The 24,722-nt window shown below is 66.7% G+C and carries 24 protein-coding genes and 1 pseudogene; 9 read left to right on the forward strand and 16 right to left on the reverse strand.

Going from position 1 to position 24,722, the window contains the following annotated elements:
- The first annotated feature begins 32 nt into the window (after positions 1–32).
- Both J3S89_RS15155 and J3S89_RS15160 read left to right on the forward strand, forming a co-directional pair.
- Positions 33–650, forward strand: a complete 618-nt coding sequence (locus J3S89_RS15155; protein ID WP_217928535.1) for a type IV toxin-antitoxin system AbiEi family antitoxin domain-containing protein — start codon at positions 33–35, stop codon at positions 648–650.
- Positions 647–1,570, forward strand: a complete 924-nt coding sequence (locus tag J3S89_RS15160) for a nucleotidyl transferase AbiEii/AbiGii toxin family protein (RefSeq protein ID WP_217928536.1) — start codon at positions 647–649, stop codon at positions 1,568–1,570. Before J3S89_RS15155 ends, J3S89_RS15160 begins: the two co-directional genes overlap by 4 nt.
- 127 nt (positions 1,571–1,697) lie before the next feature.
- Here J3S89_RS15160 and map read toward each other — a convergent pair whose 3' ends face one another.
- From map to nirK, 5 genes and pseudogenes are all read right to left on the reverse strand, one after another.
- A complete protein-coding gene (gene map, locus J3S89_RS15165) occupies positions 1,698–2,477 on the reverse strand; it encodes a type I methionyl aminopeptidase (RefSeq protein ID WP_217928537.1) in 780 nt (259 codons plus the stop codon).
- Between the two features lies 1 nt (position 2,478).
- On the reverse strand, positions 2,479–2,685 hold the full coding sequence (locus J3S89_RS15170) for a ParD-like family protein (RefSeq protein ID WP_217928538.1): 207 nt from the start codon (positions 2,683–2,685) through the stop codon (positions 2,479–2,481).
- Between the two features lie 296 nt (positions 2,686–2,981).
- Positions 2,982–3,731, reverse strand: a complete 750-nt coding sequence (locus J3S89_RS15175; protein ID WP_420801310.1) for a Crp/Fnr family transcriptional regulator — start codon at positions 3,729–3,731, stop codon at positions 2,982–2,984.
- 31 nt (positions 3,732–3,762) lie between these two features.
- Positions 3,763–4,662: an SUMF1/EgtB/PvdO family nonheme iron enzyme gene (locus J3S89_RS15180; RefSeq protein WP_217928540.1), complete on the reverse strand. Its 900-nt coding sequence runs from the start codon at positions 4,660–4,662 to the stop codon at positions 3,763–3,765.
- 69 nt (positions 4,663–4,731) lie between these two features.
- Positions 4,732–5,730, reverse strand: a pseudogene (nirK, locus tag J3S89_RS15185) (copper-containing nitrite reductase); the annotation flags it as partial.
- Between the two features lie 395 nt (positions 5,731–6,125).
- On the opposite strand from nirK, the gene J3S89_RS15190 reads away from it, so the two are divergent.
- On the forward strand, positions 6,126–7,331 hold the full coding sequence (locus J3S89_RS15190) for an NnrS family protein (protein WP_217928544.1): 1,206 nt from the start codon (positions 6,126–6,128) through the stop codon (positions 7,329–7,331).
- A 94-nt stretch (positions 7,332–7,425) separates the two neighbouring features.
- Here J3S89_RS15190 and J3S89_RS15195 read toward each other — a convergent pair whose 3' ends face one another.
- Genes J3S89_RS15195 through J3S89_RS15210 form a run of 4 tightly spaced genes read right to left on the reverse strand, consistent with a single transcriptional unit; the run spans position 7,426 to position 9,879 of the window.
- On the reverse strand, positions 7,426–7,722 hold the full coding sequence (locus tag J3S89_RS15195) for a metal-sulfur cluster assembly factor (RefSeq protein WP_217928546.1): 297 nt from the start codon (positions 7,720–7,722) through the stop codon (positions 7,426–7,428).
- Positions 7,719–8,237, reverse strand: a complete 519-nt coding sequence (locus tag J3S89_RS15200) for a DUF2249 domain-containing protein (RefSeq protein WP_217928548.1) — start codon at positions 8,235–8,237, stop codon at positions 7,719–7,721. Before J3S89_RS15200 ends, J3S89_RS15195 begins: the two co-directional genes overlap by 4 nt.
- On the reverse strand, positions 8,234–9,586 hold the full coding sequence (locus J3S89_RS15205; RefSeq protein WP_217928549.1) for a hypothetical protein: 1,353 nt from the start codon (positions 9,584–9,586) through the stop codon (positions 8,234–8,236). The genes J3S89_RS15200 and J3S89_RS15205 overlap by 4 nt, the downstream gene beginning before the upstream one ends.
- Positions 9,587–9,603: 17 nt before the next feature.
- Positions 9,604–9,879 (reverse strand): DUF2249 domain-containing protein, encoded by a 276-nt coding sequence (locus J3S89_RS15210; RefSeq protein WP_217928550.1) that lies wholly within the window; start codon positions 9,877–9,879, stop codon positions 9,604–9,606.
- 263 nt (positions 9,880–10,142) lie between these two features.
- Between J3S89_RS15210 and hemN the strand changes: the two genes are divergently transcribed.
- Positions 10,143–11,495 (forward strand): oxygen-independent coproporphyrinogen III oxidase, encoded by a 1,353-nt coding sequence (hemN, locus tag J3S89_RS15215; protein WP_217928551.1) that lies wholly within the window; start codon positions 10,143–10,145, stop codon positions 11,493–11,495.
- A gap of 78 nt (positions 11,496–11,573) precedes the next feature.
- Here hemN and J3S89_RS15220 read toward each other — a convergent pair whose 3' ends face one another.
- The 6 genes from J3S89_RS15220 to J3S89_RS15245 all read right to left on the reverse strand — a co-directional run bounded on the left by J3S89_RS15220 (position 11,574) and on the right by J3S89_RS15245 (position 17,222).
- The gene (locus J3S89_RS15220; protein WP_217928552.1) at positions 11,574–13,472 is read right to left on the reverse strand and encodes a nitric oxide reductase activation protein NorD; all 1,899 of its coding nucleotides are present in this window, start codon (positions 13,470–13,472) and stop codon (positions 11,574–11,576) included.
- 4 nt (positions 13,473–13,476) lie between these two features.
- On the reverse strand, positions 13,477–14,286 hold the full coding sequence (locus tag J3S89_RS15225) for a CbbQ/NirQ/NorQ/GpvN family protein (RefSeq protein ID WP_420801309.1): 810 nt from the start codon (positions 14,284–14,286) through the stop codon (positions 13,477–13,479).
- Positions 14,287–14,404: 118 nt separating this feature from the next.
- Positions 14,405–15,748, reverse strand: a complete 1,344-nt coding sequence (locus J3S89_RS15230; protein ID WP_217928553.1) for a cbb3-type cytochrome c oxidase subunit I — start codon at positions 15,746–15,748, stop codon at positions 14,405–14,407.
- Between the two features lie 21 nt (positions 15,749–15,769).
- Positions 15,770–16,222 carry a c-type cytochrome gene (locus J3S89_RS15235; protein ID WP_217928554.1) on the reverse strand — a complete coding sequence of 151 codons (453 nt, stop codon included), beginning with the start codon at positions 16,220–16,222 and terminating at the stop codon, positions 15,770–15,772.
- Between the two features lie 153 nt (positions 16,223–16,375).
- On the reverse strand, positions 16,376–16,648 hold the full coding sequence (locus tag J3S89_RS15240) for a hypothetical protein (RefSeq protein WP_217928555.1): 273 nt from the start codon (positions 16,646–16,648) through the stop codon (positions 16,376–16,378).
- 4 nt (positions 16,649–16,652) lie between these two features.
- Positions 16,653–17,222, reverse strand: a complete 570-nt coding sequence (locus J3S89_RS15245) for a cytochrome c oxidase subunit 3 (RefSeq protein WP_217928557.1) — start codon at positions 17,220–17,222, stop codon at positions 16,653–16,655.
- Between the two features lie 248 nt (positions 17,223–17,470).
- On the opposite strand from J3S89_RS15245, the gene J3S89_RS15250 reads away from it, so the two are divergent.
- The 4 genes from J3S89_RS15250 to J3S89_RS15265 all read left to right on the forward strand — a co-directional run bounded on the left by J3S89_RS15250 (position 17,471) and on the right by J3S89_RS15265 (position 22,182).
- Positions 17,471–17,626, forward strand: a complete 156-nt coding sequence (locus tag J3S89_RS15250; protein WP_217928559.1) for a hypothetical protein — start codon at positions 17,471–17,473, stop codon at positions 17,624–17,626.
- 144 nt (positions 17,627–17,770) lie between these two features.
- Positions 17,771–18,070, forward strand: coding sequence for a hypothetical protein (locus J3S89_RS15255; protein ID WP_217928560.1), 300 nt, complete (start codon positions 17,771–17,773; stop codon positions 18,068–18,070).
- Between the two features lie 430 nt (positions 18,071–18,500).
- Positions 18,501–19,592: an FIST signal transduction protein gene (locus tag J3S89_RS15260; RefSeq protein ID WP_217928563.1), complete on the forward strand. Its 1,092-nt coding sequence runs from the start codon at positions 18,501–18,503 to the stop codon at positions 19,590–19,592.
- Positions 19,585–22,182, forward strand: a complete 2,598-nt coding sequence (locus J3S89_RS15265) for a sensor domain-containing protein (protein WP_217928565.1) — start codon at positions 19,585–19,587, stop codon at positions 22,180–22,182. Before J3S89_RS15260 ends, J3S89_RS15265 begins: the two co-directional genes overlap by 8 nt.
- A 48-nt stretch (positions 22,183–22,230) precedes the next feature.
- Here the strand turns inward: J3S89_RS15265 and J3S89_RS15270 are convergent, their stop codons facing one another.
- The gene (locus tag J3S89_RS15270) at positions 22,231–23,247 is read right to left on the reverse strand and encodes an alpha/beta hydrolase (protein WP_217928566.1); all 1,017 of its coding nucleotides are present in this window, start codon (positions 23,245–23,247) and stop codon (positions 22,231–22,233) included.
- 438 nt (positions 23,248–23,685) lie between these two features.
- On the opposite strand from J3S89_RS15270, the gene J3S89_RS15275 reads away from it, so the two are divergent.
- Positions 23,686–24,624, forward strand: a complete 939-nt coding sequence (locus J3S89_RS15275) for a SpvB/TcaC N-terminal domain-containing protein (RefSeq protein ID WP_217928568.1) — start codon at positions 23,686–23,688, stop codon at positions 24,622–24,624.
- The last annotated feature ends 98 nt before the right edge of the window (positions 24,625–24,722 follow it).

Here is a 24,722-nt window from a genome sequence, read left to right on the forward strand (position 1 = left end):
ACAATTTATATTTTCTGCCGACAATAGATAACATGATGACCCATCGCCATACGAGTTATCGCGAACGTGCCCTCGATCTGACCCGGGCTCGAGGCATTGCGCGTGCGCGGGACTTCAAGGCGGCCGGCATCCCGCTGGTCTATCTCAAGCGCCTGATCGACGCCGGCGACCTGGTTCGTCTCGAACGCGGACTCTACCAGAGTCCCGACCGTGCCGGGGAGCACATCGAGCACAACCTGGCAGAGGCAGCGCGGCTGGTGCCCAACGGCATCATCAGCCTCATCAGTGCGCTCCGCCACCACGAACTGACGACCCAGCTCCCGCACGCCGTCTGGATAACCATTCCGCACAAGGACCGGACGCCGAAAGCGAGGAGCCTCCAACTCGAAATCGTCCGAGCCACGGGCGAAGCCCTGACGGCGGGGATCGAACAAATTTCGATCGAAGGGGTTCCGGTGCCGATCTACGGTGTCGCCAAGACCGTCGCCGATTGCTTCAAATACCGCCGCCATGTAGGCGAGGACGTCGCGATAGAGGCCCTGCGCGATGCCTTGAGACAGCGGAAGACGACTGCGAGTGAGCTCATGCGGTTTGCCGCCATCGATCGGGTGGCCGGTCGGATGGGGCCATTCATCAAGGCGGTGCAATGAAGACCAAGGTCATCAAGGATCCCGCCTCGTCGATCCGCGCGCGTCTGTTTGCCCTCGCCAAAACGAATGGCGACGACTTTCAGCGGATCCTGACGCGCTACGCCATTGAGCGGTTGCTATTCCGCCTCAGCCAGACGGAGGCCACCGAGCGCTATGTGCTGAAAGGCGCCATGCTGTTCGTCACTTGGCCAGAGCATGTTTTCCGGCCAACTGGCGACCTCGACCTCCTCGGCAAAGGCGACCCCACCCCCGAGGCATTGAAGGAGTTGTTCGCCCGCATCTGTCAGGTGGAGCTGCCGGACGATGGCATCCTGTTCGACCCGACTACGTTGAAGGTCGAGCCGGTACGCGAAGCCGACAAGTATCAGGGCGCGCGGCTGAGCATGAAAGCCGGCCTAGCCGGCGCGGTGATCACCGTGTTGATCGACATCGGCTTCGGTGACTACGTGTATCCCGCGCCAAAGCGGGAAACCTTCCCGGCCTTGCTGCCGGGTCTCCCGGAGGTCAACATACTCATGTACCCACCCGAGACCGTGGTCGCCGAGAAGTTCGAGGCAATCATCCGTTTCGGCGAGGCCAATGGTCGCATCAAGGACTTCCACGACATCTGGGTCACCACACGCACCTTCCCGTTCGACCTGGCCAGTGTCGTCGAGGCAGTCGGCGGCACGCTGAAGCGTCGCGAGACGACCATCCCAGCAGAGATGCCCATCGGCCTGACCGGCCCCTTTGTTGCGATCGTGGAGGAACGCGGCCTCTGGACGGGATTTCTACGCCGAACGCCACCAACGATGGAGCCGCCCCCTTTCCCGCAGTTGCTGGAAGAACTCCGACGCTTCTTCGGACCGATCATCGCCAGCTTGAGCTTCCCAGAAGGTGCCCGGGGGCGTTGGGATCCCGTTGGCGGCGCTTGGCGCTGAGGCAGGAAGCAGGCCTTGTAAAGGTCTGTCCGGGCCGTAGCTGCAGGTTCACATCCCTGACGAAGGGCCGTCGCAAGAAATGCCAATATTTTTCTCGCACGCCATAAAGTCCCAGCGATCAGTACCGTCACACTTTCGCTTCAGGCATCGGCACCTCATCGCGACGCAAGGTCAATACTTCGACGCCGGTCCCGGTGACGGCGACCGTGTGCTCGAACTGGGCGGAGAGCTTGTGGTCGTCGGTCGTCACCGTCCAGCCGTCGCTCGCCGTCCAGACCCGGCGGGTGCCCTGATTGACCATCGGCTCGATGGTGAAGACCATACCCTCGCGCAACTCCAATCCCGTCCCCGGGCGGCCGAAGTTGAGCACCTGCGGCTCCTCGTGCATCTCCCGTCCTATGCCGTGACCGCAATATTCCCGAACCACCGAACATCCGTTCCGCTTGGCGTGGCGTTCGATCGCGTGGCCGATGTCGCCCAGGTGAGCGCCGGGGCGCACTTGCCCGATCCCCTTCCACATCGCCTCGCAGGCGACCCGCACCAGTCGCCGAGCCGCCGGGGAAGCGTCGCCGACGACGTAGGTCTTGCTGGAATCGGCGATGAAGCCGTTCTTCTCGAGGGTGATGTCGAGGTTGATGATGTCGCCGTCGCGAATGATCTCGCTCGCGTCGGGCACGCCGTGACAGACGACGTGATTGATCGAGCAGTTCAGAACATGGGCGAAGCCGTATTGTCCCTTGCTGGCGGGACGCGCGGCGAGATCGACGGTGATGAAACGCTCGACCAGAGCGTCGACCTCGAGAGTCGATCGACCGGCGAGGTCGATCCCGTCCAGCATCTCGAAGACCGATGCCAACAGACGGCCGGATATCCGCATCATCGCGAGTTCGTCGGAGGACTTGACCATCTCAGGCTGCCGCCGCGCCGTCGAGACGCACCTCGGCCAGCGCATATTGCCGCTTGACGATGTCGTTGAAGGACAGGGTCGGATGAGCTTCGGCGAGCATGCCGATCTTCATCCAGAACTCGGCCTGGGCATTGATGGACCGGCACATCACCGCGCTGGCCCGACGCACGTCCTCGTGCAGCTCGTCGTCGATCTTCACGATCCCCATGGCTCTCTTCCGATCTCATCGAACATACGAAACATATATATTCCATACTTTCGATGGTCAATCGGACCCGTGAAGTCCGAGGCGTCCGCAGACACGCTCGTGGTCGGATCCTGACGTGACCCCATCTTCCGATCACTCGGCTGGGGCTCTTCGACGGTAGCGCGTCACGCTTCGGTCTCGCGCAACGGCGGACGCCGGCTCTTCATCGAGTCGTATGAGGAGCTCCGCTTGTGACCGGTACGCTCGTGCCGCCTCCTTCGGCGCGGCAAGTGACGTGCCTGCGTCTCGCGACCGCCTCAGCGCTTCGCTCGCGCGAGAATTTCGGTGAGCCCCGCGAGATTCGTCACCTTGAGCTTCTGCCGGCCCCCTTCGACGAGGCCCTCGGTTTCCCAGGCGCTGAGGATGCGCGAGACGGTGTGCAACGTCGTGCCGGTCATCTCGGCGATGTCCTGGCGGGAAATCGGGAAGTCGATGCGAATGCCACCCGCCTCGGATCGACCGGCCTTCTTGGCCAGCCGGAGCACGACCTGGGCGACGCGGCGCTCCACTTCTTGGGTCGACATCTCTCTGATCCGGGTGTGGGCCTCTTCGAGACGCTGACCGATCGCCTGCATGGTGCTGACGGCCAGACCGGGGCTCTTCTCGACGAAGCGCGGCCACAGGTCGTTCGGCCAGCTCAGCACCAGACTTTCCGCGGCGGCGATCGCGCTGCCGGGATAATCCGGACGGCGCAGCGCCTCGGCGAAGCCGAAGAGGTCGCCGGGGTGGACCACCCGGACGATGATCTGCTGGCCGTCTTCCGTGACCTGCGTCACCTTGAGATGGCCGTTGAGAAGCAGAAAGAAGTGATCGGCCGGAGCGCCCTGTTCGAACACGGCCCCGCCGAGCGGCACGCGGCGTGGCACGGCATGCGCGAGCAGGCGATCGAGTTCGTCGTCGGCCAGACTGTCGAACAACGCGAAGGACTTGATGACCGTCCGATCGATCGCCACGATCACCGTCCTTTCTCCGTTCGACCACCGGGGGGGCCGCACGCGAGGAGCCATCGCGCCGGATCTCCCCTTCACGTTCGCCAATCTAGGGTCGACGGGGCGTCACGGCAAAGGCGAGTCGGGTGAAAAAGCCGTCTTCGCGGACGAGGCGGAAGCCGAGATTGTCGGGCGGGGTACCGACCGAGCACCCGCCCGACTTCGGTTCGCGGATGAACGACGACAGCGGCGCCCGATGCCGACCCGAGGCGACGTAGATACCGCAACTCTCCGAAACCCCCGCCTGCGCGCCGGTCGCGTCGAGGTCGACGCGACGATTGCATGTCGCCGTCCACTCCCACACGTTGCCGCCGAAGTCGGCGAGCCCCCACTCGCTTTCGCCGAAGGATCCGATCGGGTGCGGGCGCGGATCGCGGGGGGCCTTCCGCTCGGCTTCACGGCGGTAGTCGGCGAGCCAGCGCAGGGCCGGGTTGCGCGCCTCCGGATCGATGCCGAGGGCATCGTCGGGAAACTTCGAGCCGGCGGCGGCGGCGAGCTCGCGATCGGTCGGCAGGCGCCAGGCCGTCCGCGTACGTCGCCCGAGCCAGTCGGCATAGTGCGCGGCGTCGTCGTGGTCGATCCCGGTCGCGGGGATCCGGGTGTCCGTGTCGGCCCCGGCACCTTCGCGCGGCTTGCAGGCCCGATCGGCGACGCAGCGATCGTATTCGGCGGCGGTGATCTGGTATTTCGTGATGGTCATCGGGCTGTCGAGCCGCGTTTCGGTCTCGGGTGCGTCCACGACGATGCCGAAGCGGTGGTATTCGCCCGAAGGCCGATAGCGAAAGACATGCGGCGGCACGGTGATCACAGTCGGAGCGGCGATCGCCGTCCGGTCGCGCCCGTCCCCGACGACCACGACGATCGTCGCCACCGTGAGGACGCAGAGAATCCCGATCGGCAGCAGCAGCGAGGCGAGAGAGACGGAAGCGTCGCGACGAACGGTCGACATGACGGACTCCACGAGACGGCGGACGCGCCGAGATGGAGGGGCCGCGACGTCGCGCGGCCCCTCGCTTCGTCAGGCCGAGGTCGGCTGCAGGACCGACGTCATCAGGTCGTCGTTCCAGTCGCCGGTCACCGTGAAGTGCGCGGCCGCACCCAGTTCGAAGGCCTCGATGAGGTTGTGGTTGACGTAGGCATAGACCCCGGGCTGGCGGAACGTGTAGAGCGCGGCGCCGGCCGACCCACCGGGGACGAACCAGGTCTCCTGATCGAGGTAGGGGGCGTTGGCGAACTTGCCGCCCGGCCAGACGTAGTCGCCGTGGCCGCCGATCAGATGCGGACGGGTGTCGCGATTGGCCTGCGAATGGATGATCAACACCCGCTCGCCGACTTTCGCCTTCATCGCCTTGTCGCCGGTCAGGGCGCCGACGGCGCCGTTGAAGACGACGTGGCTCGGGGTCAGCGTGCGCATCGCCTCGACGGTGTCGTTGTAGGCCTCGCCCGCGTCGGCGTATTTCTTGTAGTTCCCCTTCTCGTCCTTGGGGACGTAGAAGTCCTGTTCGCCGACATAATAGACACGGTCGTAGGTCAACGACTTGCCGTGGCCGTCGGTGAGTCCCTCGCGCGGCAACACCATGATGGCGCCGTTCATGCCGGAGGTGACGTGCCACGCCACCATACCGGGAGGGGCGCAGTGATAGACGAAGACGCCCGGACGCGTCGCCTTGAAGCGCAGGACCGTCTTCTGTCCCGGATCGACCAGGGTCAACGCGCCGCCTCCGAGAGCGCCGGTGGCGGCATGAAAATCGATGTTGTGGGCCATCGTGTTGGTAGCCGGGTTGACCAGAGTGAGCTCGACGTAGTCGTCCTGATGGACGACCATGAGCGGCCCGGGGTTCGACCCGTTGAAGGTCATGGCGTAAATCTCGGCGCCCTTGTCGTCGAGAACGAGTTTCTTCTCCTCGATGGTGAGCGTGAACTCGATCACCTTGGGGCCGCCCTGGGCCTTCTGGGTGTGCGGGTGGACGAAGGGCGGTGCGACGAGCTCCACCTTTTCGCGCGGCAGAGAAGCGACCGCTGCGTTTCCGGCGGCCGGATCGATCTTCAGGTTTCCGCCTTCCGCCCGTGCCGGCCGATCCATCGAGAGCACCTCTGCGGCGGCGCCGACCAGGGCCGCGCCGGCCAGCATCATGCGACGAGTCATCTGAACGTGTTCGACCATGGTGGATCTCCTCTCCATGTCTCTTTCTCGGGACCTCGCCGGTCTCTGGGTCGAGCTTCTAGGCCCGGTCGCGGTCGTCCTGTTTGTGCCGGAACAAAGATCGGCATGGTGGTGGCGTCGCGGAGCCGGAATGAGCGTTCTCACGGACGTGGTCAGCCGTTCGCGTGCTTGTGCTGCGACAAAGAACCGACGGGGGTCCGGGTCCACGACGGAGATCCGACGACGGATCACCAGAGAGGAACCTCATCATGAGCGAGGATCGATCGAAACCGCGCCGCGGCGGCATCCCCCGGGGGCTAGCCCGCACCGGACCCGCCCTGTTCTCCTACGGCTTTCGCCCGTTCTTCCTGGGAGCCGCGATCGCCGCCGTGGTCGACGTCGCGCTGTGGGTCGGCGCTCTCACCCTGGGGTGGCCGGTCGGCGGCGGTTACGGCTTCGTCGCCTGGCACGCCCACGAGATGCTGTTCGGCTTCTCTTCCGCGGTCGTCGCCGGCTTCCTGTCGACCGCCGTGCCCAATTGGACCGGCCGGCTGCCGGTCTCCGGCCGGCCCCTGATGGCGCTGTCGGGCCTGTGGGCGGCGGGGCGCCTGGTGATGCTCGCCCCCGACGTCCTCGGCCTCGTGCCCTCGCTGGTGATCGACAGCCTCTTCCTGCCGGTGCTCGCGCTGGTGTGTGGTCGTGAGATCGTCGCCGGACGCAAGTGGAACAACCTGCCGATCGTCGGTCTGTTGATCCTGCTCGCGCTGGCGAATCTGTGCTTCCACCTGTCGGCCACGACCGGGCGCTTCGGCGGCGCGCCGTCGCGTCTCGCCGTCTCGGCGCTGGTGGTGATGATCACCATCATCGGCGGACGGATCGTGCCGAGTTTCACCCGAAATTGGCTGAACCAGCACGGGGCCGAGCGCATGCCGGTTCCCTTCGGCCGTTTCGACGGGGTCGCCGTCGTCGTCGCCGCTCTCGCCCTTCTCGCCTGGAGCGTCGCGCCGGGGCGGCCCATCGCCACCGGGCTCGCCGCGATCGCGGCGATCGTTCACGCGGTCCGGCTCGCTCGTTGGCGGGGCTTCGCGACCTTCCCCGAGCGGCTGCTCTTCATTCTCCACGTCGCCTATGCCTTCGTGCCGCTCGGCTTCGCCTGGATCGCGGCGGCCGGGCTCGGTCTGGTCGGCGACGTCGCCGCGCTCCATGTCATGACCGTCGGTGCCGTCTCGACCATGATGCTCGCGGTGATGACCCGCGCCACCCGCGGTCACACCGGACGCAGGCTCACCGCCTCGCCGCTGACACAGATCTCCTACGCGGCGATGCTGGTGGCGGCCGTCGTCCGCCCGGCGGTCGATTTCGCCCCCGAGGCGGCGACTCTGATCTACGCAGTCGCCGGCATGGCCCATGTCGCCGCCTTCGTCCTGTTCCTCGTCGAATACGGGCCGATGCTGGCGACGGTGCGCCGCGGTTGAACCGGTGTGCCGTGGAAGGTCTCGATCCGTTCGCGACCTTCCGCGCGCCGCGCAGCCCGCGCCGGCACGTCCGGGTCGTCTTCCCGTCGTCGCCTCAATCCAGCCGGACGATCCGGTCGGGGGTCCACGGCGGATCCCAGGTCAGGGTCACGTCGACCCGGCCGATGCCCTCGACGGCGGCGAGGCGGATCGCGACCGCCTCGCGGAGATGATCGGCGGCCGGGCAGCCGCGAGAGGTGGTGGTCATCACCACCGTGGCGACGCCGGCGGCGTCGACGTCGAGAGCATAGATCAGGCCGAGATCGACGATGCCGACGCCGGTCTCCGGATCGAGCAGGGTGCGAAGCGCGTCGTCGGCGCGACGCGCCGGGGAGATCTCGTCGTTTCTCACGACACCGTCTCCTCGCCGACCCGCACCAGAAGTCGCCACGTCGTCCTCGCTTCGTCGGCGGCGCAGACCCAGCGATGGCCGCGCCGTTCGAGTTCGGGCAGGAGGAAGACGGGTTCGCGGTCGAGCACGGCGAACAGAACCTCGTCGGGTTCCATCAGGTCGATCTGGCGGAGGATGCGGACCATCGGCTCGGGCGCTTCGAGCGCCGAGAGATCGAGGTGGAAGATCGGATCGGCCCAATCGGTGGCGTCTTCGCCTCCCCGCGATACCGCGACGGGAGGCACCGAGGCGGACGGCGTGAAGGTCACTTCCCAGTCGCCGTCGGTCAGCGGACGGGCGGCGTGGTCGAATCCGCGTTCGGACATCACCCGATAGAGCGGCTTCGGCTCGAAGGTCGAGAGGATGCGCAGGCCCTGTCCAGGCGCGAGCGTCTCGAGCGCCGCCATGATGAGGCGGAACGGCTCGCCGCCCTTGCGCAGAAGGGTGCGGACGTCGACGTCCTTGTAGAGAGTCATGGCTTGCTCCCGGGCTCGATCGTTGCGACGAAGAGACGGGGTCGATCGACCCCCTCGCGGAGATGTTCGGCGGCGACGCCGGCGAGGCGACGGGTGCGAGCGAACACGACGAGAAGAGCGGCGACCGCCACGCCCTGCATCAGCGCTCCGAAACGGTAGAGCGCCGGGGCCTCGGCGAGAAGGGCCGCCGCGCCGATCCAGACGCCGGCGTGGAAGACGACGTACCACGGCTCGAGGCGGCGCGACGGCAACAGGTCCTGTGTGCGCGGCGTCGGGCGACGCCCCATCACCGGTCCGAAATATTCGAGCCACGTGAGAAACGGCACGATCTTGCCGAGTTGGGCGAGGCCGAGGCCGGAGAGCCAGCCGAAGCCGGCGAGATGGACCACGGTCGGGACGACCCGCGCCGTCTCGCCGAGGAGGGCGGCCCCGAGCCCGAGCGCGACGGCGGCCCACAGCGTCAGGACGGCGAGAAGGCTCGCCCGTCCGCTCGCCTCGATGTCGCGGCGGCGTCGGCCCCGCACGATGGCGGCGAGATCGCGGCCGTGGACGGCGATCGCGGCGACGGCGGCGATGGCGGAGGCGCCTGCGGCGAGGCGGGCGTCGACGCCGACCGCGACGGCGGCGAGGGCGAGGCCGAGGAGGACGAAGGCCGAGATCGCGAGCCGGAGGAGGCGCTTCGGCCCGACGCTCGGTTCGGCCGCGAGCAGGAACATCGGCAGCAGACGATAGGAGACGGCGAGCGCCGTCGCCGTCAGCCAGCCGCCGAGCCCGAAGACGATGTGGAAGGGCAGGAGATCGGCCACCCGGCCGGCCGGATCAGGCGGCAGAAGGCCGGCGAGGCCGCTCGCCAGTCCCGCGCCGAGGACCAGTGTCGCGGCGAGACCGACGAGACCGAGCCCGACGAGGCGGGGGACGGCGGCGAGCGGTCGGGCGGCGCGCAGCGTCAGCCCGAGCATCATCCCGCCGCCGCCGTAGCCGGCGACGAGCAGCGCCGCGCCGCCGGCGAGGAGGTGAGGGGCCGCCGCCGCGCCGCGGCCGAGGGCGACGAAGCCGCCGACCAGCGCGAGATCGCCGAGGAGGGCGAGGATCAGCGACGGCAGCGAAGCCGCGGCGGCCCGGAGCCGCCCGGCCGCGAGCACCGGCACGAATTGGAGCGCCGCGCCGATCGTCAGCAGTCCGAGCCAACCGGCGGTGACGAGATGGACGACGGCGAGCGTCTCCGCCCCGCGCGGCGCGGCGACGGGATCGGCGAAGCCGAGGGCGAACAGAGCTTCGGCCGCGACCAGAAGCACGATCGCGGCACCGAACCAGCTCATCGTCCAACGTGACAGGGTCGCCCCGTGCATCGCCGGTCGCTCCCGTCTCAGCCGCCGCAACTGCCGCAGCAGGTGGTGGCGGGTCGGCGCCGGGCGACCGTCCGCCAGAGGTCGGGACCGTCTTCCAGCCGGTGCCAGTCGAACCGCCCGGGGTGGGCGATGTCGACCTGCCGGCGCAGGGAGACCGGATCGTGGTCGACGATGATCGTCGCTTCGTCGCCGGGGACGAGCGCCTCCAGCACGGCCAGGAGGCGCGGCGGTCGGTCGGCGGCCGCGAGTAGGCGAAGGTCGACGAAGCGGTCGGTATCGGAAACGGGGGGCATGACGGTCCTCTCTGATCGCGGCCGTCGAGACGAGCGTTGGCCACCCTCCCTCCTAGCCTCCCAACGCCGGCGCGTACTTGTCGGGGGACAAATACGGCGACGATGACCCGGTGCCCGGCGGCGATCTCGCGATCGTCGCGTTGCTTGGGCTTCGACAAAGAGCCGGCGACGAAATCGCGCGACGAAAGAGCGAACGAGCGGCGGCCGATCCCGGACGTCGCAGCGACGCGATCGCCGAGAGACCACCTGCCGAGGAGAGAGCCATGACCGTCGATCCCATCCAGACTTACGGAGAGGCCCGCCTTCCCCGCTACACGAGCTATCCGACGGCGCCGCGCTTCGAGGCGGACATCGGTGCCGACGTCCACGCCGAGTGGCTGGCGCGTCTTCCCGCAGGCGAGCCGGTGTCGCTCTATCTGCACGTGCCGTTCTGCCGGTCGATGTGCTGGTACTGCGGGTGCCACACCACGATCACGCTCGAAGACGCGCCGATCCGCGACTATCTGGCAATGCTCGAAGCCGAAATCGACCTCGTCACGGCGGCGGCGGGGCATTCGCTTCCCGTCGGAGCGATCCATTTCGGTGGCGGCACGCCGACCATCGTCCAGCCGCACGAATTCTCGCGCCTCATGGCGCATCTGCGTCGCAGCACGGCCGTTTCGGACCGAGCTGAAATCGCCGTCGAGATCGACCCGCGCCGGCTGTCCTCGGAGATGTGCCGAGCGCTCGGAAGCGCGGGCGTCACACGCGCCAGCCTCGGCGTGCAGAGCTTCGATCCGGTGGTGCAGACGGCGATCAACCGGCAGCAGAGCCCCGAGCAGACCCGTGCGGCGGTCGAGGGGCTGCGCCGCGCCGGCGTCGGCGGCCTCAACTTCGATCTGATCTACGGGCTGCCCCACCAGACCGTCGCGTCCGCCGTGGAGACGGCGCGGCTCGCGGCGGCGATGCGGCCAGAGCGCTTCGCCGTCTTCGGTTATGCGCACGTGCCCTCGTTCAAGAAGCATCAGCGGCTGATCGACGAAGCAGCGCTGCCCGACGCGGCGACGCGTCACGCCCAGGCCGAGGCGATCGCCGAGACGCTCGAGGCGGCGGGATATCGCCGCATCGGTCTCGATCATTTCGCGCTGCCCGACGACGCCTTGGCGATCGCCGCGGCGACCGGGCGGCTGCGGCGGAACTTCCAGGGCTACACCACCGATCCGCACCAGACCCTGATCGGTCTCGGCGCGTCGGCGATCGGACGCACCGCCGAAGGCTACGTCCAGAACCACGTGCCGATCGGGCGGCACGCCCAGGCGATCGCCTCCGGCCGGCTCGCCACCGCCAAGGGGTATCGGCTGACGGCCGAGGACAAGCTGCGGGCCGCCGTGATCGAGCGGTTGATGTGCGACTTCCGCGCGGATCTCGGCCGGCTCGCGGCGGCGCACGGCTTCCCGCTCGACACCCTCGTCGGCGACAATCGAATGCTCGACCGAGCGATCGCCGACGGGATCGTGACGCTGACGAACGGTTTGGTCGAACTCGGCGGCGACCGCCGCTTTCTGGTGCGGGTCGCCGCCGCCTGTTTCGACGCCCATCTCGGCGAGACCGGGCGCAGCCACGCCAAGGTGGCGTGACACTCGCGAAGCGCGAACCCCGCTCGACCCAGGTCGGGCGGGGTTCGTCGTCGCTTCGGGGTTTGGGCGAAGACCGGATCAGCCGACGAGTGTGCGGTAGATCGCAGGCAGCGCCGCCGGCAGCCGGCCGATGCTCGGGACCACGGCGTGGCCGGCGTTGCCGAAGATCGCCGGGACATAGGCCTTCGCGTCGCGATCGATGGTGACGGCGAAGACGCGCACTCCGTCGCGGCGCGCCTCGATCACCGCACGGCGGGAATCTTCAAGGGCGAAACGACCTTCGTAATGGTCGACGTCGTTGGGCTTGCCGTCGGTCAGCACCAGAAGCAGGCGATGGCGCTCGGGCCGTTCGGCGAGACGGGCGGAGGCATGGCGGACGGCCGCGCCCATCCGCGTGTACCACCCCGGCTTCAATGCGGCGATGCGTCGGCGCACCGCCGGGCTCGTCGGCTCGTCGAAGTCCTTTACCGTCTCCACCCGCACCCAGTCGCGGCGACGCGAGGTGAAGGTGAAGATCGCATGGCGATCGCCGCAGACGGCGAGCCCCTCGGACAGAACCCCGAGAGCGTCCTTCTCGACGTCGAGAACGCGCAGATCGTCGAACCAGGCATCGGTCGACAGCGAGACGTCGACGAGCAGCGCGACCGCCAGTTCGTGGCGCAGCGGCCGGCTCGCCATGTGGATGCGCGAGCAGCCCTCGCCGCCGGCGGCCAGATCGGTGCGATGGCGCACGACCGAGTCGAGATCGAGTTCGTCGCCGTCGATCTGGGCGCGCAACCGCTCGCGCCGCGGGCGGAGCATTTCGAACTGACGCCGCACCCGGCGTACCAGTTTCGCCGTGGCGGGCGAGGGGGTGGCTTCGACCTCCGCCTCGAGTGCCGGTCCGGCGACCACCCGGCAGTGATCCTTCATCAGGGCGCCGCGCCGCCAGTCCCATTCGGGATAGGTGAGCGTCGCGACGAGGGCCCCATCGTCGAGGGCTTCGGGCGGCAGGTCGAGGTCGAAGCGGAAGCGCGACGCCGGTCGGCCCTTCTTCTCGCCGAGCGTCAGCTCGTCGAGTTCGTCGGCGCCGGCGGGATCGTGTTCGTCGCCGTCGTCGCCGGGGCGGTCGACGTCCACCATCTCCGCCATCGAGAGGATCTTCTCGAAACGGTTGAGGATGAAGGGGGCACGGTCTTCCTGCCGTTTCGCGGTGCTCTCGCGGCGGGCCGCGTGGCGGCCGCCATCCTCGGTCTGGCGTCCGTCGGTGGCGGCCGGGTCGTCGACGTCGCCGCGCCGCGGGCTTTCGGCGAAGATTTCGGGTTCCGGCCACAGCGGCACCGGCAGCATCGGCAGATAGCCGGCCGGGGCGGCCTGCGGCAGTGGCGCCCGGAACGCATCGTCGGGCAGATCGGCGCCGCGCATCAGCAGCGCCACGACGCGTGCTTCGATCTCGGCTTCGACGCGGGGCAGTGAACCGCGCCGCCGCTCGGCGAGCAGTGCCGCGCAGAGCCGGCGATGGCGCAGCGCGAGACCGGGGAAGGCGGCGAGGACGTCGGCGGTGAGACGCTCGGCATGCGCCAACACGGCGAGATCCCGTCGCAACGGATCGGCCTCGAAGATCGGCGCGAGCGGCATCACCGCCATGGCGGCCGCGAGCCAGACGTAGAGATCGCGGTTGAGCTCGGCGAGCGGCAACAGATCGAGCACCGGCGGCAATCTCACCGCGGCGGGATCGCGAGAGGGTTGCGCGAGCTTTTCCTCGCCGAGGCCGATCCACTGGCGCAGCCGCAGCCGGTGGGCCGAGGTGCGTGCCTGCGCCGAGACCAGTTGCACCGTCGCCTCGCCGCCGAAGGCGCGGAAGCAGACGGCGAGGACCGGTCCGACCTCCTCGAGTGTCACCGCCGCTGCGGCGTGGCGCGGCCAGCTGCGGGTGTTGCCGGCGAAGCGGTGCCAGAAGCGCCCGACGGTCTCTTCGAGTTCGAGAAAGGCCGGCACGGGATCACCTCGCGGGCAGAACGGCTTCGGCGACTTCGATCAGCGCGGCGCGAACGTCCTTCTCGTCGGTCAGGGGTTCGATCATCGCGGCGCGGACGGCCTCGCGCAGAGGCATTCCGGCCTCGACGAGGCCGGCGCAATAGACGAGGAGGCGCGTCGAGACCCCTTCCTCGACGTCCTGACCGTCGAGGGCGCGGAAGCGGCGGGCGAGATCGACGAGCGGGGCGACGCGATCGGCTGCGAGACCGCTCTCTTCGCTCACCACCTCGATCTCGCGCTCGCGCGGCAGGAAGTCGAATTCGATGGCGACGAAGCGCTGACGGGTCGAGGGCTTCAGCGCCTTGAGCAGGTTCTGGTAGCCGGGGTTGTAGGAGACGACGAGCATGAACGACGGCGGCGCGGCCAGTTCCTCGCCCGTGCGCTCGAGCGGCAGCACGCGACGGTCGTCGGTCAGAGGGTGGAGCACCACGGCGACGTCCTTGCGTGCCTCCACCACCTCGTCGAGATAGCAGATGCCGCCCAGTCTCACCGCACGGGTGAGCGGCCCGTCGACCCAGACGGTATCGCCGCCCTTCAGGAGGTAGCGGCCGGTGAGATCAGCCGCCGCCAGATCGTCGTGGCAGGAGACGGTGGTCAGCGGCAGACCGAGACGCGCCGCCATGTGGCGCACGAAGCGGGTCTTGCCGCATCCGGTCGGCCCCTTGAGGAGGAGCGGCAGGCGTTTCGACCAGGCGAGTTCGAACAGACGACACTCGTTGTCGGACGGGCTGTAGGCCGGCACCTCCGAGCGGATCGAGGCGGACATCATGTTCATCGATCGGATCCTCCGGGGCTCACCGAGCCGGCATCGAGGGGGCGGACGAGAGCCGCGGCCACAGGGGGAAGGAGCCGCCGCCGCTCCTCCGGGGCGGGGGGAGCGGCGGCGTGGGGCGTCACTCGGCCCGAATTGCGACGCCGGGGGCGAGGCGGCGGTCACGACCGGGGACGAGGATCGCCCAGACGAACATCAGCGCGGCGGCGACGACGAAGACGCCGGAACCGAGGCGGATCCAGTAGAAGACCGCGAGCTGATCCTGGACGTTCATGTAGGCCTCGCCCTGGACGCGCTGCAGATAAGCCTGGAGCACGCCGGCGAAGGTCAGGGCGAAGGTCATCACCGACATGGCGGTCACCATCAGCCAGAAGCTGACCATCGACAGCATCTGATTGAAGGGCGCGCGGTTGCGGATCTCAGGTACCGCATAGGCCATCACCGCGAGGTTCAGCATCACGTAGGCGCCGAAGAAGGCGAGGTGACCGTGGGCCGCCGTCATCTGGGTGCCGTGCGTGTAGTAGTTCACGCTCGACAGGGTGTGCATGAAGCCCCAGACGCCGGCGCCGAAGAAGGCCATCACCGAGCAGCCGAGCGACCACAGCAGCGCCGCCCGATTGGGATGATGGCGGCCGGCCTTCCACGTCATCACGAAGGAGAAGACCACCATGGTGAAGAACGGCGCCACCTCGAGGGTCGAGAACAGCGAGCCGATCCACTGCCAGTAGCCGGGTGCCCCGATCCAGTAATAGTGGTGGCCGGTGCCGAGGATGCCCGAGAACAGGGCGAGGCCGACGATCACGTAGAGCCACTTCTCGACGACTTCCCGGTCGACACCGTTGAGCTTGATCATCAGGAAGGCGAGGATCGATGCCATGATCAGCTCCCAGACGCCCTCGACCCACAGATGGACGACGTACCACCAGTACATCTTGTCGAGCGCCAGGTTGCCCGGATTGTAGAACGAGAAGAGGAAGAAGATCGCCACGCCCCACAGGCCGAAGACCAGGATGTTGGTGATGACGGTCTTGCGCCCCTTCAGAACCGTCAGGGTGACGTTGAAGAGGAACATCAGAGCGACGACGACGATCGCCACCTTGATCGGGAAGGGTTGTTCGAGGAACTCGCGGCCTTCGTGGATGTGGAAGAGGTAGCCGACCACGGCGGCGGCCGCCGCGAGGAGGAACAGCCAGAACTGGGCGAGCGCCAGCTTCGGGCTGAAGAGTTCGGTCTCTGTTTCTTCCGGCAAGAGGTAATAGGTGCTGCCCATGAAGCCCATCAGTAGCCAGACGATCAACGCGTTGGTGTGGATCATCCGGACGATGTTGAAGGGCAACAGCACCGAGAGCGTGTTCGGCAGCACGTAGATGGTGCCCGCCAGGACGCCGAACGTCACCTGGGCGAGGAAGAGACCGAGCGCGCCGTAGAAATACGTCATCGCGATCTTTTGAGTCTGATATCTCATCGAAGTTCTCCTCGTCCGATCTCAGCCGGCGTCGTTCGGGGGCCAGTTCTGCGTCTTGATCCGGCTCGTCCATTCGAGGAAGGAGGCGAGATCATTCACCTCCTGATCGGTCAGATTGAACTGGGGCATTTGGCGGCGCCCCTCGATGCCGGAGGGCTGCGCCGCCATCCAGGCCTTCAGGGTCTCACGGGCGCCGGAGGGATCCTTGTCACCGCCCCAACGCTTCCAGACGTTGCCGAGTTCGGGGGCGAAATAGGCGCCCTCGCCGAGCAGCGTGTGGCAATTGATGCAGGAGTTCCTCTCCCACACGTGCTTGCCACGAACGACGCTTTCGGAGAGCGTCTTTTCGTCCGTCGAGACGTTGCGCATGTACCAGTGGCTGTGGGCGGTGAGGCCCACGAAGATCACGAAGAAGAATATCGACCCGCCGTAGAACACGTTGCGGGCGCCGGTCTTGGTCAGCCGCTCTGCCATCCCCTCATCCTTTTCTGGGCCGGCGGGAGCCTCCTCCGACCGGGCGAAGACCCGCGTCCGAGAGGCGGTCGGCCGACCGGGCGCGGGGAGCTTCCTGTCTACAGGTCGGGGACGAGGCTTCTTTGCGCTTCGCCAAACAACTCGGCGATCGGTTCAGCGATGGGCTGCGACGAACGCCACGACGGCCCCGCAGAGGAGAAAGAAGACCGGCCACAGGAGGAGAGCGGAGGTGAGGACGTCACGGCGATGCCGACGTTCGAGAAAGTCGTAGACGACGAACCGTGCCTTGGCGGCTCCAGCGAGGGCGACGATGACGATCGCCGGGCCGTCCTTCGAGAAGACGGTCGCGGCGATCGCCACGACCGCGAGGGCGACGAGACGGACATAGGCGCTGTCGATCGTGTCGTTTCGGTCGATCGGTCGCATTGCGTCACCCGAGATAGAGAAGCGGAAACATGACGATCCAGATCAGATCGACGACATGCCAGAGCGTCGTGACGAGGGTGATGTTCGAGCGCGACGGCTTTGCCGCGACGATCAGCAGGAGGATCGAGCCGAAGGCGACATGTATGAGATGAAAGCCGGTCATCAGGAAGTAGATCTCGAAAAAATCGCCGGCCGAGGGATCACTCGCGGCCGCCGCTTCCCCGACGTATTCCCAGATTTTGACGGCGACGAAGACCATCCCTCCGCATGCCGCGAAGACGAGGTGCAGACGAGCCCTTGCGATGCCGGCATTGGGGCGCAGAGCCGCAGCGGCCTGCCAACCGCTCGTCAACAAGACGAGCGTGTTGCAGGCGGCCAGACCGGAAGACAGGTGGAGGCGAGCGAACGCGGCCTCTCTGGGGTGGAGGAGCGCGAAGATCAGGAGAGCGGTGAAGAGCACCCCGAAGGCGACGAGTTCGCTCCACACCAAAATCCATAAAAGCACCGAATCTTCGTCCGATTCACGGCCTCCTCGGGCGAGAGAGACGCCACCGTCGTTCACGCCGTCGATCATCGATCGACGAGCCCGGTCGACGGAGACGGCGTCGCGCACATCACCGTCGGTCTCCGGATTTCGGTCGTGTCGATCATGAGGCTCATCTCCACCATTCGATCGTCATGAGGGGATCCCGTCGCCCGGGGGCGCGCCGGCCGAAGACCGACTTAAGCCGGGTCGACATGAGCGCTCTTTGCGCGAAGACAAAGACCGCGAAACGATGTGCGGTCAGGATTGCTGAAAGGAAGTGCTCTTGGAGAAATGCCGTGACCGACGCGAAACTCGGACTTCTCGTGACCGCTCCCCTGCTCATCGGCTTCGCGGTAATGCTCCACCGGATGGGAGCTCTGCAGCGCACCGGTACGATCATGGTGGCGACGGCGACGATCGTGATCGCCACTTTTCTCTTCACGGCTCAATGAGGTGCCGTCATGCGGGACGGAAGCGAAAGGTGCGATCCGGACGGCACGGCCTCTTCTGGTCGGATAGAGACGCCATTCGATCTGATCGGCGCACTGGAGGCGTTTTCGTGCGACGTACGAACGGAGCTCGATCGAAGGCGTTGCATGGAGCTGGCGACGGCCGTCGAGGTGTGGATCACCGAACGGCGAGCGGAGGCCGTGAGGAACGAGTTCGCGGCGACGTCCATTGACGACGAGACTTGTTTCTCGCGCCTTCAACGGGAGCGAGATCGAGAAGAATTTCGGCGGGCCATGGCCGCCGCCGAAGAAATCACCGCGACGTTCCGCTCTCTTTCAGCCGGGTATACGTCTCTCGATTCTGGAATTTTACGTCGAATCGCAACTGAGTTTGCAAATATTGTTCGTAGTAAATATCAATATAATATTTCCATAATTTCCACATGATATTGGAAATTCTTGGATATTAATATTATTTAAACTCAAATCATAAAGTAAATGAACTTGCAATATATATTTATCTCCAGGAATCCGACTGATATTGACCTTGCCCCCAGTTTTATCCAGTTCCGAGTTCGCTCTTGCGGTTGGGGTTGCCCTGTTGGGCGGGGTGGTGGCGGGAGATGGCCCAGAGGTCGAGCGAATCGGGCCCGCAAGATCTGACAGTCGTAAGTTCCCTAATGGGATCAATGACAATAAATCCGAATAATACTTTAATTCGTCTTCAACGATTGAGGAGTACCAACATTGCAGAGAAATATCTCCTAGAGAAGATCCTCCGGCGAGGTCGCAACGCATGTTCGCACAGGTTCTGTCGTCTCATGATGGCCGGCCCGAGTGGCCGGTCGGAGTTCCCCATGAACCAGAATCCGTCGGCTTGGTTCTCTATTTCGGTTCCCGCGCGCAGCTGACGAGTGGCGAGACCTACGAGACCCTACGGCGCGCCTTTCCCGACGCGGTCGTCTGCGGCTGCTCAGCCGGCGGACAGATCGTCGGAGACGGCGTCGTCGACGACGCCGTGGTCGCCATGGGCTTCGTCTTCGAGCGGACCGCCGTTCGTCTGGCGTCGGAAATCGTCGCCGATCCTGCCGGGTCGCGCGCCTGCGGTGAGGCCCTCGGCCGCGCGCTGGCCGGGGCCGACGATCTCGCCGGCGTCTTCGTGCTCGCCGATGGTCTGAGCGTCAACGGCAACGAACTGGTCGCCGGCCTGATCGCGACCCTGGGCGACGAGATCCCGATCACCGGCGGGATGGCCTGTGACGGGACCGCATTTGAGAAGACCCTCGTCGCGGCCGGGGCGCCGCCGCGATCCAACGTCGTCGCCGCCCTCGGTTTCTACGGCGCGGACTTCCACATGGGCTTCGGAATCAGCGCCGGTTGGCAGGTCTTCGGGCCTCGCCGCAGAGTGACGCGATCCTCCGGCAACCGGGTCTACGACGTCGACGGCATCCCGATGCTAGACCTCTACCGGCGTTATCTGGGCGAGGAAGAATTCGCCGGCCTGCCGACCACGGGGCTGCGCTTCCCGCTCCAGATCCATCACCCGGAAGCACCCGACGAGACCGTGGTGCGAGCCGTCCTCGGCGTCGATCACGCCGACGGCAGCATGTATTTCGGCGGCGACATCCCGGTCGGGGCAGTCGTTCAGCTGATGCGCGGCACCTTCGGGCGGCTCACCGAAGCGGCCGCCGACGCGGCTCGGCAGGTCGAGGACGTCGTCGATCCCGCCGCGCCGAACGCCGCCGCCGCGATCCTGGTGAGCTGTATAGGGCGACGCATCCTGATGGGCTCGACGATCGAGGACGAGGTCGTCGCGGTCGCCGAGCGCCTGAACGACCCGATGCCGCGCATCGGGTTCTATTCTCTGGGCGAGATCTCGCCCTACCCGGAGACCCGCCGCGCGGCTCTCCACAATGAGACGATGACCATCGTCACCTTTTCCGAACGGGCGGTATCGAGCCATGCGTGAGCTCTTCACCAGACAACTCGCCAAAGCGCGTCGCTCCGACGGCGCAATCGATCTCGCGGTGCTCGGCGACCTGGTTCGCGCCACCTACGACGAGGCGGAGGCGGACCGTCGGCGGACGGATCGAGCGATCTCCCAGATGGTCGAGGAGGTGGACCGGCTGCACGCTCAGCTGCGCGACGCCTTCGACGTCGTGCCGGAGGGCCTGGTCCTCTTCGACGAAGAGGATCGCTTCGTCCTCTGGAACAAGCGATACGCCGAGCTCTACCCGGAACTCGGCGATCATCTCGCCGTCGGCGTCTGCTACGCCGATGCCCTCCGCCACGTCGTCGAGACCCACGGTTACGAGGAAGCCGTCGGGCGCGAGGAGGAATGGCTCCGCGAACGTCTCGAGCGCCACGCCAGACCCTCGAATGTCGAGGAGCAACGTCTCCACGACGGTCGCTGGCTGCGGATCGAAGAATGTCGCACCAGCGACGGCGGCAGCGTCGGCATCCGCGTCGACATCACCGAGCTCAAACGGCGCGAGGCCTCCTTCCGCCTTCTCTACGAGAACAATCCCGTCCCGATGTTCGTCTACGACGCCGAGACCCTGCGGATCGTCTCGGTGAACGACCGGGCGGTCGCGCATTACGGCTACGACCGCGCGGCGTTCCTGGCGCTGACGATCCTCGACATTCGGCCGAAGGAGGACATCGAGGCGACGCTCGAGGCCGTCGCCGCGACACTCCACGACGGGCGCATGACCCGCCTCTGGCGCCACCGCAAGGCCGACGGGAGCCTCATCGACGTCGACATCTTCGCCCAGCCCCTGACACACGATGGTCGGCGTGCCGTTCTGGTCGCGGTCATCGACGTGACCGAGCGCAAGAAGGCAGTCGAAGATCTCCAGAAGACGCAGGAGTTTCTCGATACGATCGTCGAGAACATTCCGGTGACGCTCTTCGTCAAGGAGCCGAGGGAACACCGCTATATTCTGTTGAATCGCGCCGGCGAACTGCTCTTCGGCCGACCGAGGGATCAGGTCGTCGGCAAGACGGCGGACGATCTGTTCGCCGAGGACGAAGCCGCGATCTCGCTCGCGCAAGAGGTGGAACTCCTGAACGGTGACCGCCAGCAGATCACCAGTCACGAGATCATCGAAACGGCTCATGGCGGACGGCGGATGTTGTCGGTCAATCGGATGGCCATCTTCGACGAGAGCGGACAACCGCAATACCTCCTGGGCGTCGCCGAGGACGTCACCGAGAAGCAACGCGCCGAGGAGAAGATCGCCTTCCTCGCCCATCACGACGCCCTGACCGGCCTGCCCAATCGCGCCGCCTTCATGCAGCGCCTCGGCGAGCATCTCGCGGAAGCCGAGAAGACGCGTTCCGCCTTCTCCGTCCTCAGCGTCGATCTCGACCGCTTCAAGACCGTCAACGATCTCTATGGCCATCCGGTCGGCGATCTGTTGCTGCGCGAAGTCGCGCGGCGCCTCGAGGCGACGGCCGAGGGCTCCGTCGTCGCCCGCCTCGGCGGCGACGAATTCATGTTGCTGTGCCCCGACGCGGCACAGCCGGCGGCGTCCGAGATACTCGGCGCGCGTCTGAAGTTCGCGATGGCCGAGGAGTTCGTCCTCGACGGCCATCGCCTGCGCTCGGGCATGAGCATCGGCATCGCCGTCTACCCGACCGACGGCCGCGATCACCAGACCCTCCTGGCCAATGCCGACGCGGCGCTCTATCGCTCCAAGGCCGAGGGGCGGGACACCGTCCGCTTCTTCGAACCGGAGATGGATCGCCGCCTGCGCGATCGCCGCAGCCTGCAGAACGACTTGGTGACGGCGTTGCGGCGCGGCGAACTGTCGCTGCACTTCCAACCGCAGGCGCGGATCGACGGCGAGGTCTTCGGTTTCGAGGCGCTGCTGCGCTGGAACCACCCGACCCGCGGCTCGGTCTCGCCCGGCGTCTTCATTCCGCTCGCCGAGGAGAGCAACCTCATCGTCGAGATCTCGGAATGGGTTTTGCGAGAGGCCTGCCGCGTCGCCGCGGCCTGGGATCGGCCGCTCACCGTCGCCGTCAATCTGTCGCCGGTGCAGTTCCGCCACGGCGATCTGCCGACCCTGATCCAGCAGATATTGTTCGAGACCGGGTTGCCGCCGGGGCGGCTGGAGCTCGAGATCACCGAGGGCGTGCTGATCGGCGACTTCTCGCGGGTGGTCGGCCTGTTGCGCCGGATCAAGGCGATGGGCATCAAGATCGCGATGGACGACTTCGGCACCGGCTACTCGTCGTTGTCCTATCTACAGTCCTTCCCCTTCGACAAGATCAAGATCGATCGCAGTTTCGTCTCCAGCATCGGCAGCAACGAGCAGGCCACCGCGATCATCCGCGCGGTGATCGGCCTGTGTCGCGGTCTCGACGTTCCGGTGATCGCCGAGGGCGTCGAGACCGAGGACCAACGCGCCTTCCTGCGCGAGGAGCACTGCGGCGAGATCCAAGGCTTCCTGATCGGCCGGCCGCTTCCGATCGCGAGCTACGCGGAAATGACCGAGGTGGCCCCTCCCCTCGTCGAACCGGTGCCACGAGCGGTGCGAATCCGGCGACGGTGATCGCCCTCGGCGACCGCCGAATGCGACGAGCGCGCCGATCCACGCCCTTCAGCGTGGCGGGTTCCCGCCGAACGCGACGCGGGCGTGGGCCTCGAGAAAGGCGACCGACCGGTCGAGCGCGAGGCCGCCGGCCTCGGTCGCGACGAGCAGTTGATATTCGTGGTCGAGCGGCGGGCGCCTATCGTCGGGGAAGAACAGAGTTTCGACTTCGACGCCCCGCGCGCGCAGGGTCGCGGCGAAGGCGTACGACTGCGGCGCCAACGGATCGGCGTTGCCGACCGAGACGAAGGCCGGCGGAAAGCCGGCCGTGAGATGCGGCGTCACCGCCAAGGCGGCGACGCGCGGGTCACGCGGATCCGGCGTGCCGGCGTAGGCCCAGATCACCGTCCGCATGAAGGTGCCGAACGGCCCCTCGAAGTTCAGGCTCGTCGCATCGTAGGGACCGCAATAGAGTACGACGCCGCGTAGGGCGGCCCGGGGAAAGCCGGGATCGAAGCCCAGTTGCCGCACGTAGGCAGGATCGGAGATCGCCAGCGCCGTCTGTGCCGCGATCTGCGCACCGGCGGAATCGCCGGCGAGAAAGATCCGGTCGGGGTCGATGCCGTAGCGAGTAGCCTCGGCGCGAACATGGGCGAGCGCTGCGCTCGTCTGACGGAGCGGCGTCGGGAACTGCGCCTCCGGCGCCGTGGTGTAGTCGACGGCGACGGTGACGAAGCCGCGCGCGGCGAGGATCCGGAGGTAACCGTCGAGATCCTTGCGCGAACCGGAGACGAAGCCGCCGCCGTGCACCCACACCACGGCCGGCAGCGGTCCTTTCGCATCGGTTGGCCCGTAGACGTCGAGGACGGTGTCGGGATCGCCCGACGCGTAGGAGAGGCCACGCCGCGCGACCACGTCGCTCGGCACGAGCCCGGCGACGGACGCCGAGGCCTCCGCCGCCCCGGCATCGAAGGAATGGCGGATCAGCCAGACCGCCGGCCACGGACTGACCTGAAACGCCGTATAGGCCACCGCCGCGAGGACCACCACCCCGGCGACGAGGGCGAGCGAGAGCTTCTTCCACATTCCGGATCTCCTCGGCCCCCACGATCGTCGGTCCGCGGCGATCGTAACGGACGTCCGGCTCTGGCGTCACGCGAGATGGATTGCTCTCTTCGCGCGGAAGGAGACCGGAGAGACACCGAACGGTTCGGCCGGAACGGTCGCGTCGCACCGCCACTCGCCGAAATGGACGCGGCTCTGATCGATGCAGCGAATTCCCGTCCGGTCGTGTGCGACATCCTGCGGCTCGACGTGCCAAGGGCTCGAACCGGATCCAGAACTTGTGACGCAGCTTCATCCTTGCCGGGGAATCGCTTGTGACCGGGGGAGATCAGTCGCGGCGAATGCCCCACCCCGAGCCAAAATCTGTGATGGCCCTCATCCGCATTGCAACCGTCACAAAACTACCTCAGATTGTCCTCACCGAGCGAAAGGGCCGGTGCTTCTGTTTCGGGGGCGAACATGGGTGCGGACGGAATTCTGGCATCGAACGAGCGTCGTACCTCCCTCGGCCATCGGCTCTTGGTCGGCGTGATCTCGGTCGCACTCGTATCGAATTCGACGAGCAACGCTTGGGCTCAATCGGCTGTGATGGATGCGAAGCCGACAGCCCCACCTGCGGCAGCCGCAGCGATACCGACCACGTCCGATACCGATTCCGCGAGGGACTCCACGCGCCCGGATTCCGCAGATGCGACGACGCCGAAGACTGCAAACAGAAAGGAGGCCACCGCCACATCGGCCGATGCGGTTGCTCCCACGGCACTCGCCGCATCGACCGACGTCACCCCGGCATCCGTCGACGCCGCCGATCCCAAACCCGAACCGGAGCTCGATCGCACGCCGTTCTCGGGCAGCTATACGCGCACGGTGAAGTTCGATGTGCCCGCCTTTCATGGCATCGCCCCGAAACTGAGCTTGCTCTACGATTCCAACGCCGGATGGCGAGGCGGCGAGTTCGACTCCGGCTTCATCGGCGTCGGATGGACGCTCGGAGGCATCTCCGAGATCCGCCGCACCGGATATCGCGGCGCCGCACCGCAATTCGACCAATCCGCGGTCCTGTCGAGCAGTGACGTCTACCGTCTCGACGGCGTCGAGCTGACGGCCTGTAACGAGGGTTCCACGTCCCCGTCGTGCACGACCGGGACCATCGATGTGAACCGCGGCAATTTCGAAGCGCGATACGAGAGCTTCGAGCGCATCCGCTACGACGCCCCAACCAACACATGGACGGTGTGGGACAGGTTCGGCACGCGATCGATCTATCGACAGGTTTCGAATTGGGGAGCCGGCACCGATCCCTCGGTTCCGGGCGAAGTTCGAGATTTCTTCCGTTGGCGGCTCGCTCAGGTCGTCGACACCCACGACAGGTCGTGTCCCCGGGCGTGGTGTAGCTGACCAGTGGCCAGCGCGGCTCGCCGATATGGGCGGGCGGGATCAGGGCGCCATGTTGGGCAGCGCGACGGCGTGATCATCGCCGATGGCGGCGATGGTTT

Origin of the sequence: Pinisolibacter aquiterrae, assembly GCF_019160155.1 — a bacterium.
Lineage (GTDB): Bacteria > Pseudomonadota > Alphaproteobacteria > Rhizobiales > Ancalomicrobiaceae > Pinisolibacter > Pinisolibacter aquiterrae.

Coding starts and splice junctions, on each gene's coding strand:
- J3S89_RS15270 (WP_217928566.1), bottom strand. CDS start 23,247: ATGTGGAAGAAGCTCTCGCTCGCCCTCGTCGCCGGGGTGGTGGTCCTC.
- J3S89_RS15200 (WP_217928548.1), bottom strand. CDS start 8,237: ATGACTCTCTACAAGGACGTCGACGTCCGCACCCTTCTGCGCAAGGGC.
- J3S89_RS15155 (WP_217928535.1), top strand. CDS start 33: ATGATGACCCATCGCCATACGAGTTATCGCGAACGTGCCCTCGATCTG.
- J3S89_RS15240 (WP_217928555.1), bottom strand. CDS start 16,648: ATGCGACCGATCGACCGAAACGACACGATCGACAGCGCCTATGTCCGT.
- J3S89_RS15205 (WP_217928549.1), bottom strand. CDS start 9,586: ATGCACGGGGCGACCCTGTCACGTTGGACGATGAGCTGGTTCGGTGCC.
- J3S89_RS15225 (WP_420801309.1), bottom strand. CDS start 14,286: ATGAACATGATGTCCGCCTCGATCCGCTCGGAGGTGCCGGCCTACAGC.
- map (WP_217928537.1), bottom strand. CDS start 2,477: ATGGTCAAGTCCTCCGACGAACTCGCGATGATGCGGATATCCGGCCGT.
- J3S89_RS15170 (WP_217928538.1), bottom strand. CDS start 2,685: ATGGGGATCGTGAAGATCGACGACGAGCTGCACGAGGACGTGCGTCGG.
- J3S89_RS15230 (WP_217928553.1), bottom strand. CDS start 15,748: ATGAGATATCAGACTCAAAAGATCGCGATGACGTATTTCTACGGCGCG.
- J3S89_RS15265 (WP_217928565.1), top strand. CDS start 19,585: ATGCGTGAGCTCTTCACCAGACAACTCGCCAAAGCGCGTCGCTCCGAC.
- J3S89_RS15235 (WP_217928554.1), bottom strand. CDS start 16,222: ATGGCAGAGCGGCTGACCAAGACCGGCGCCCGCAACGTGTTCTACGGC.
- J3S89_RS15190 (WP_217928544.1), top strand. CDS start 6,126: ATGAGCGAGGATCGATCGAAACCGCGCCGCGGCGGCATCCCCCGGGGG.
- J3S89_RS15255 (WP_217928560.1), top strand. CDS start 17,771: ATGGAGCTGGCGACGGCCGTCGAGGTGTGGATCACCGAACGGCGAGCG.
- J3S89_RS15210 (WP_217928550.1), bottom strand. CDS start 9,879: ATGCCCCCCGTTTCCGATACCGACCGCTTCGTCGACCTTCGCCTACTC.
- J3S89_RS15275 (WP_217928568.1), top strand. CDS start 23,686: ATGGGTGCGGACGGAATTCTGGCATCGAACGAGCGTCGTACCTCCCTC.
- hemN (WP_217928551.1), top strand. CDS start 10,143: ATGACCGTCGATCCCATCCAGACTTACGGAGAGGCCCGCCTTCCCCGC.
- J3S89_RS15180 (WP_217928540.1), bottom strand. CDS start 4,662: ATGTCGACCGTTCGTCGCGACGCTTCCGTCTCTCTCGCCTCGCTGCTG.
- J3S89_RS15160 (WP_217928536.1), top strand. CDS start 647: ATGAAGACCAAGGTCATCAAGGATCCCGCCTCGTCGATCCGCGCGCGT.
- J3S89_RS15245 (WP_217928557.1), bottom strand. CDS start 17,222: ATGATCGACGGCGTGAACGACGGTGGCGTCTCTCTCGCCCGAGGAGGC.
- J3S89_RS15175 (WP_420801310.1), bottom strand. CDS start 3,731: ATGGCTCCTCGCGTGCGGCCCCCCCGGTGGTCGAACGGAGAAAGGACG.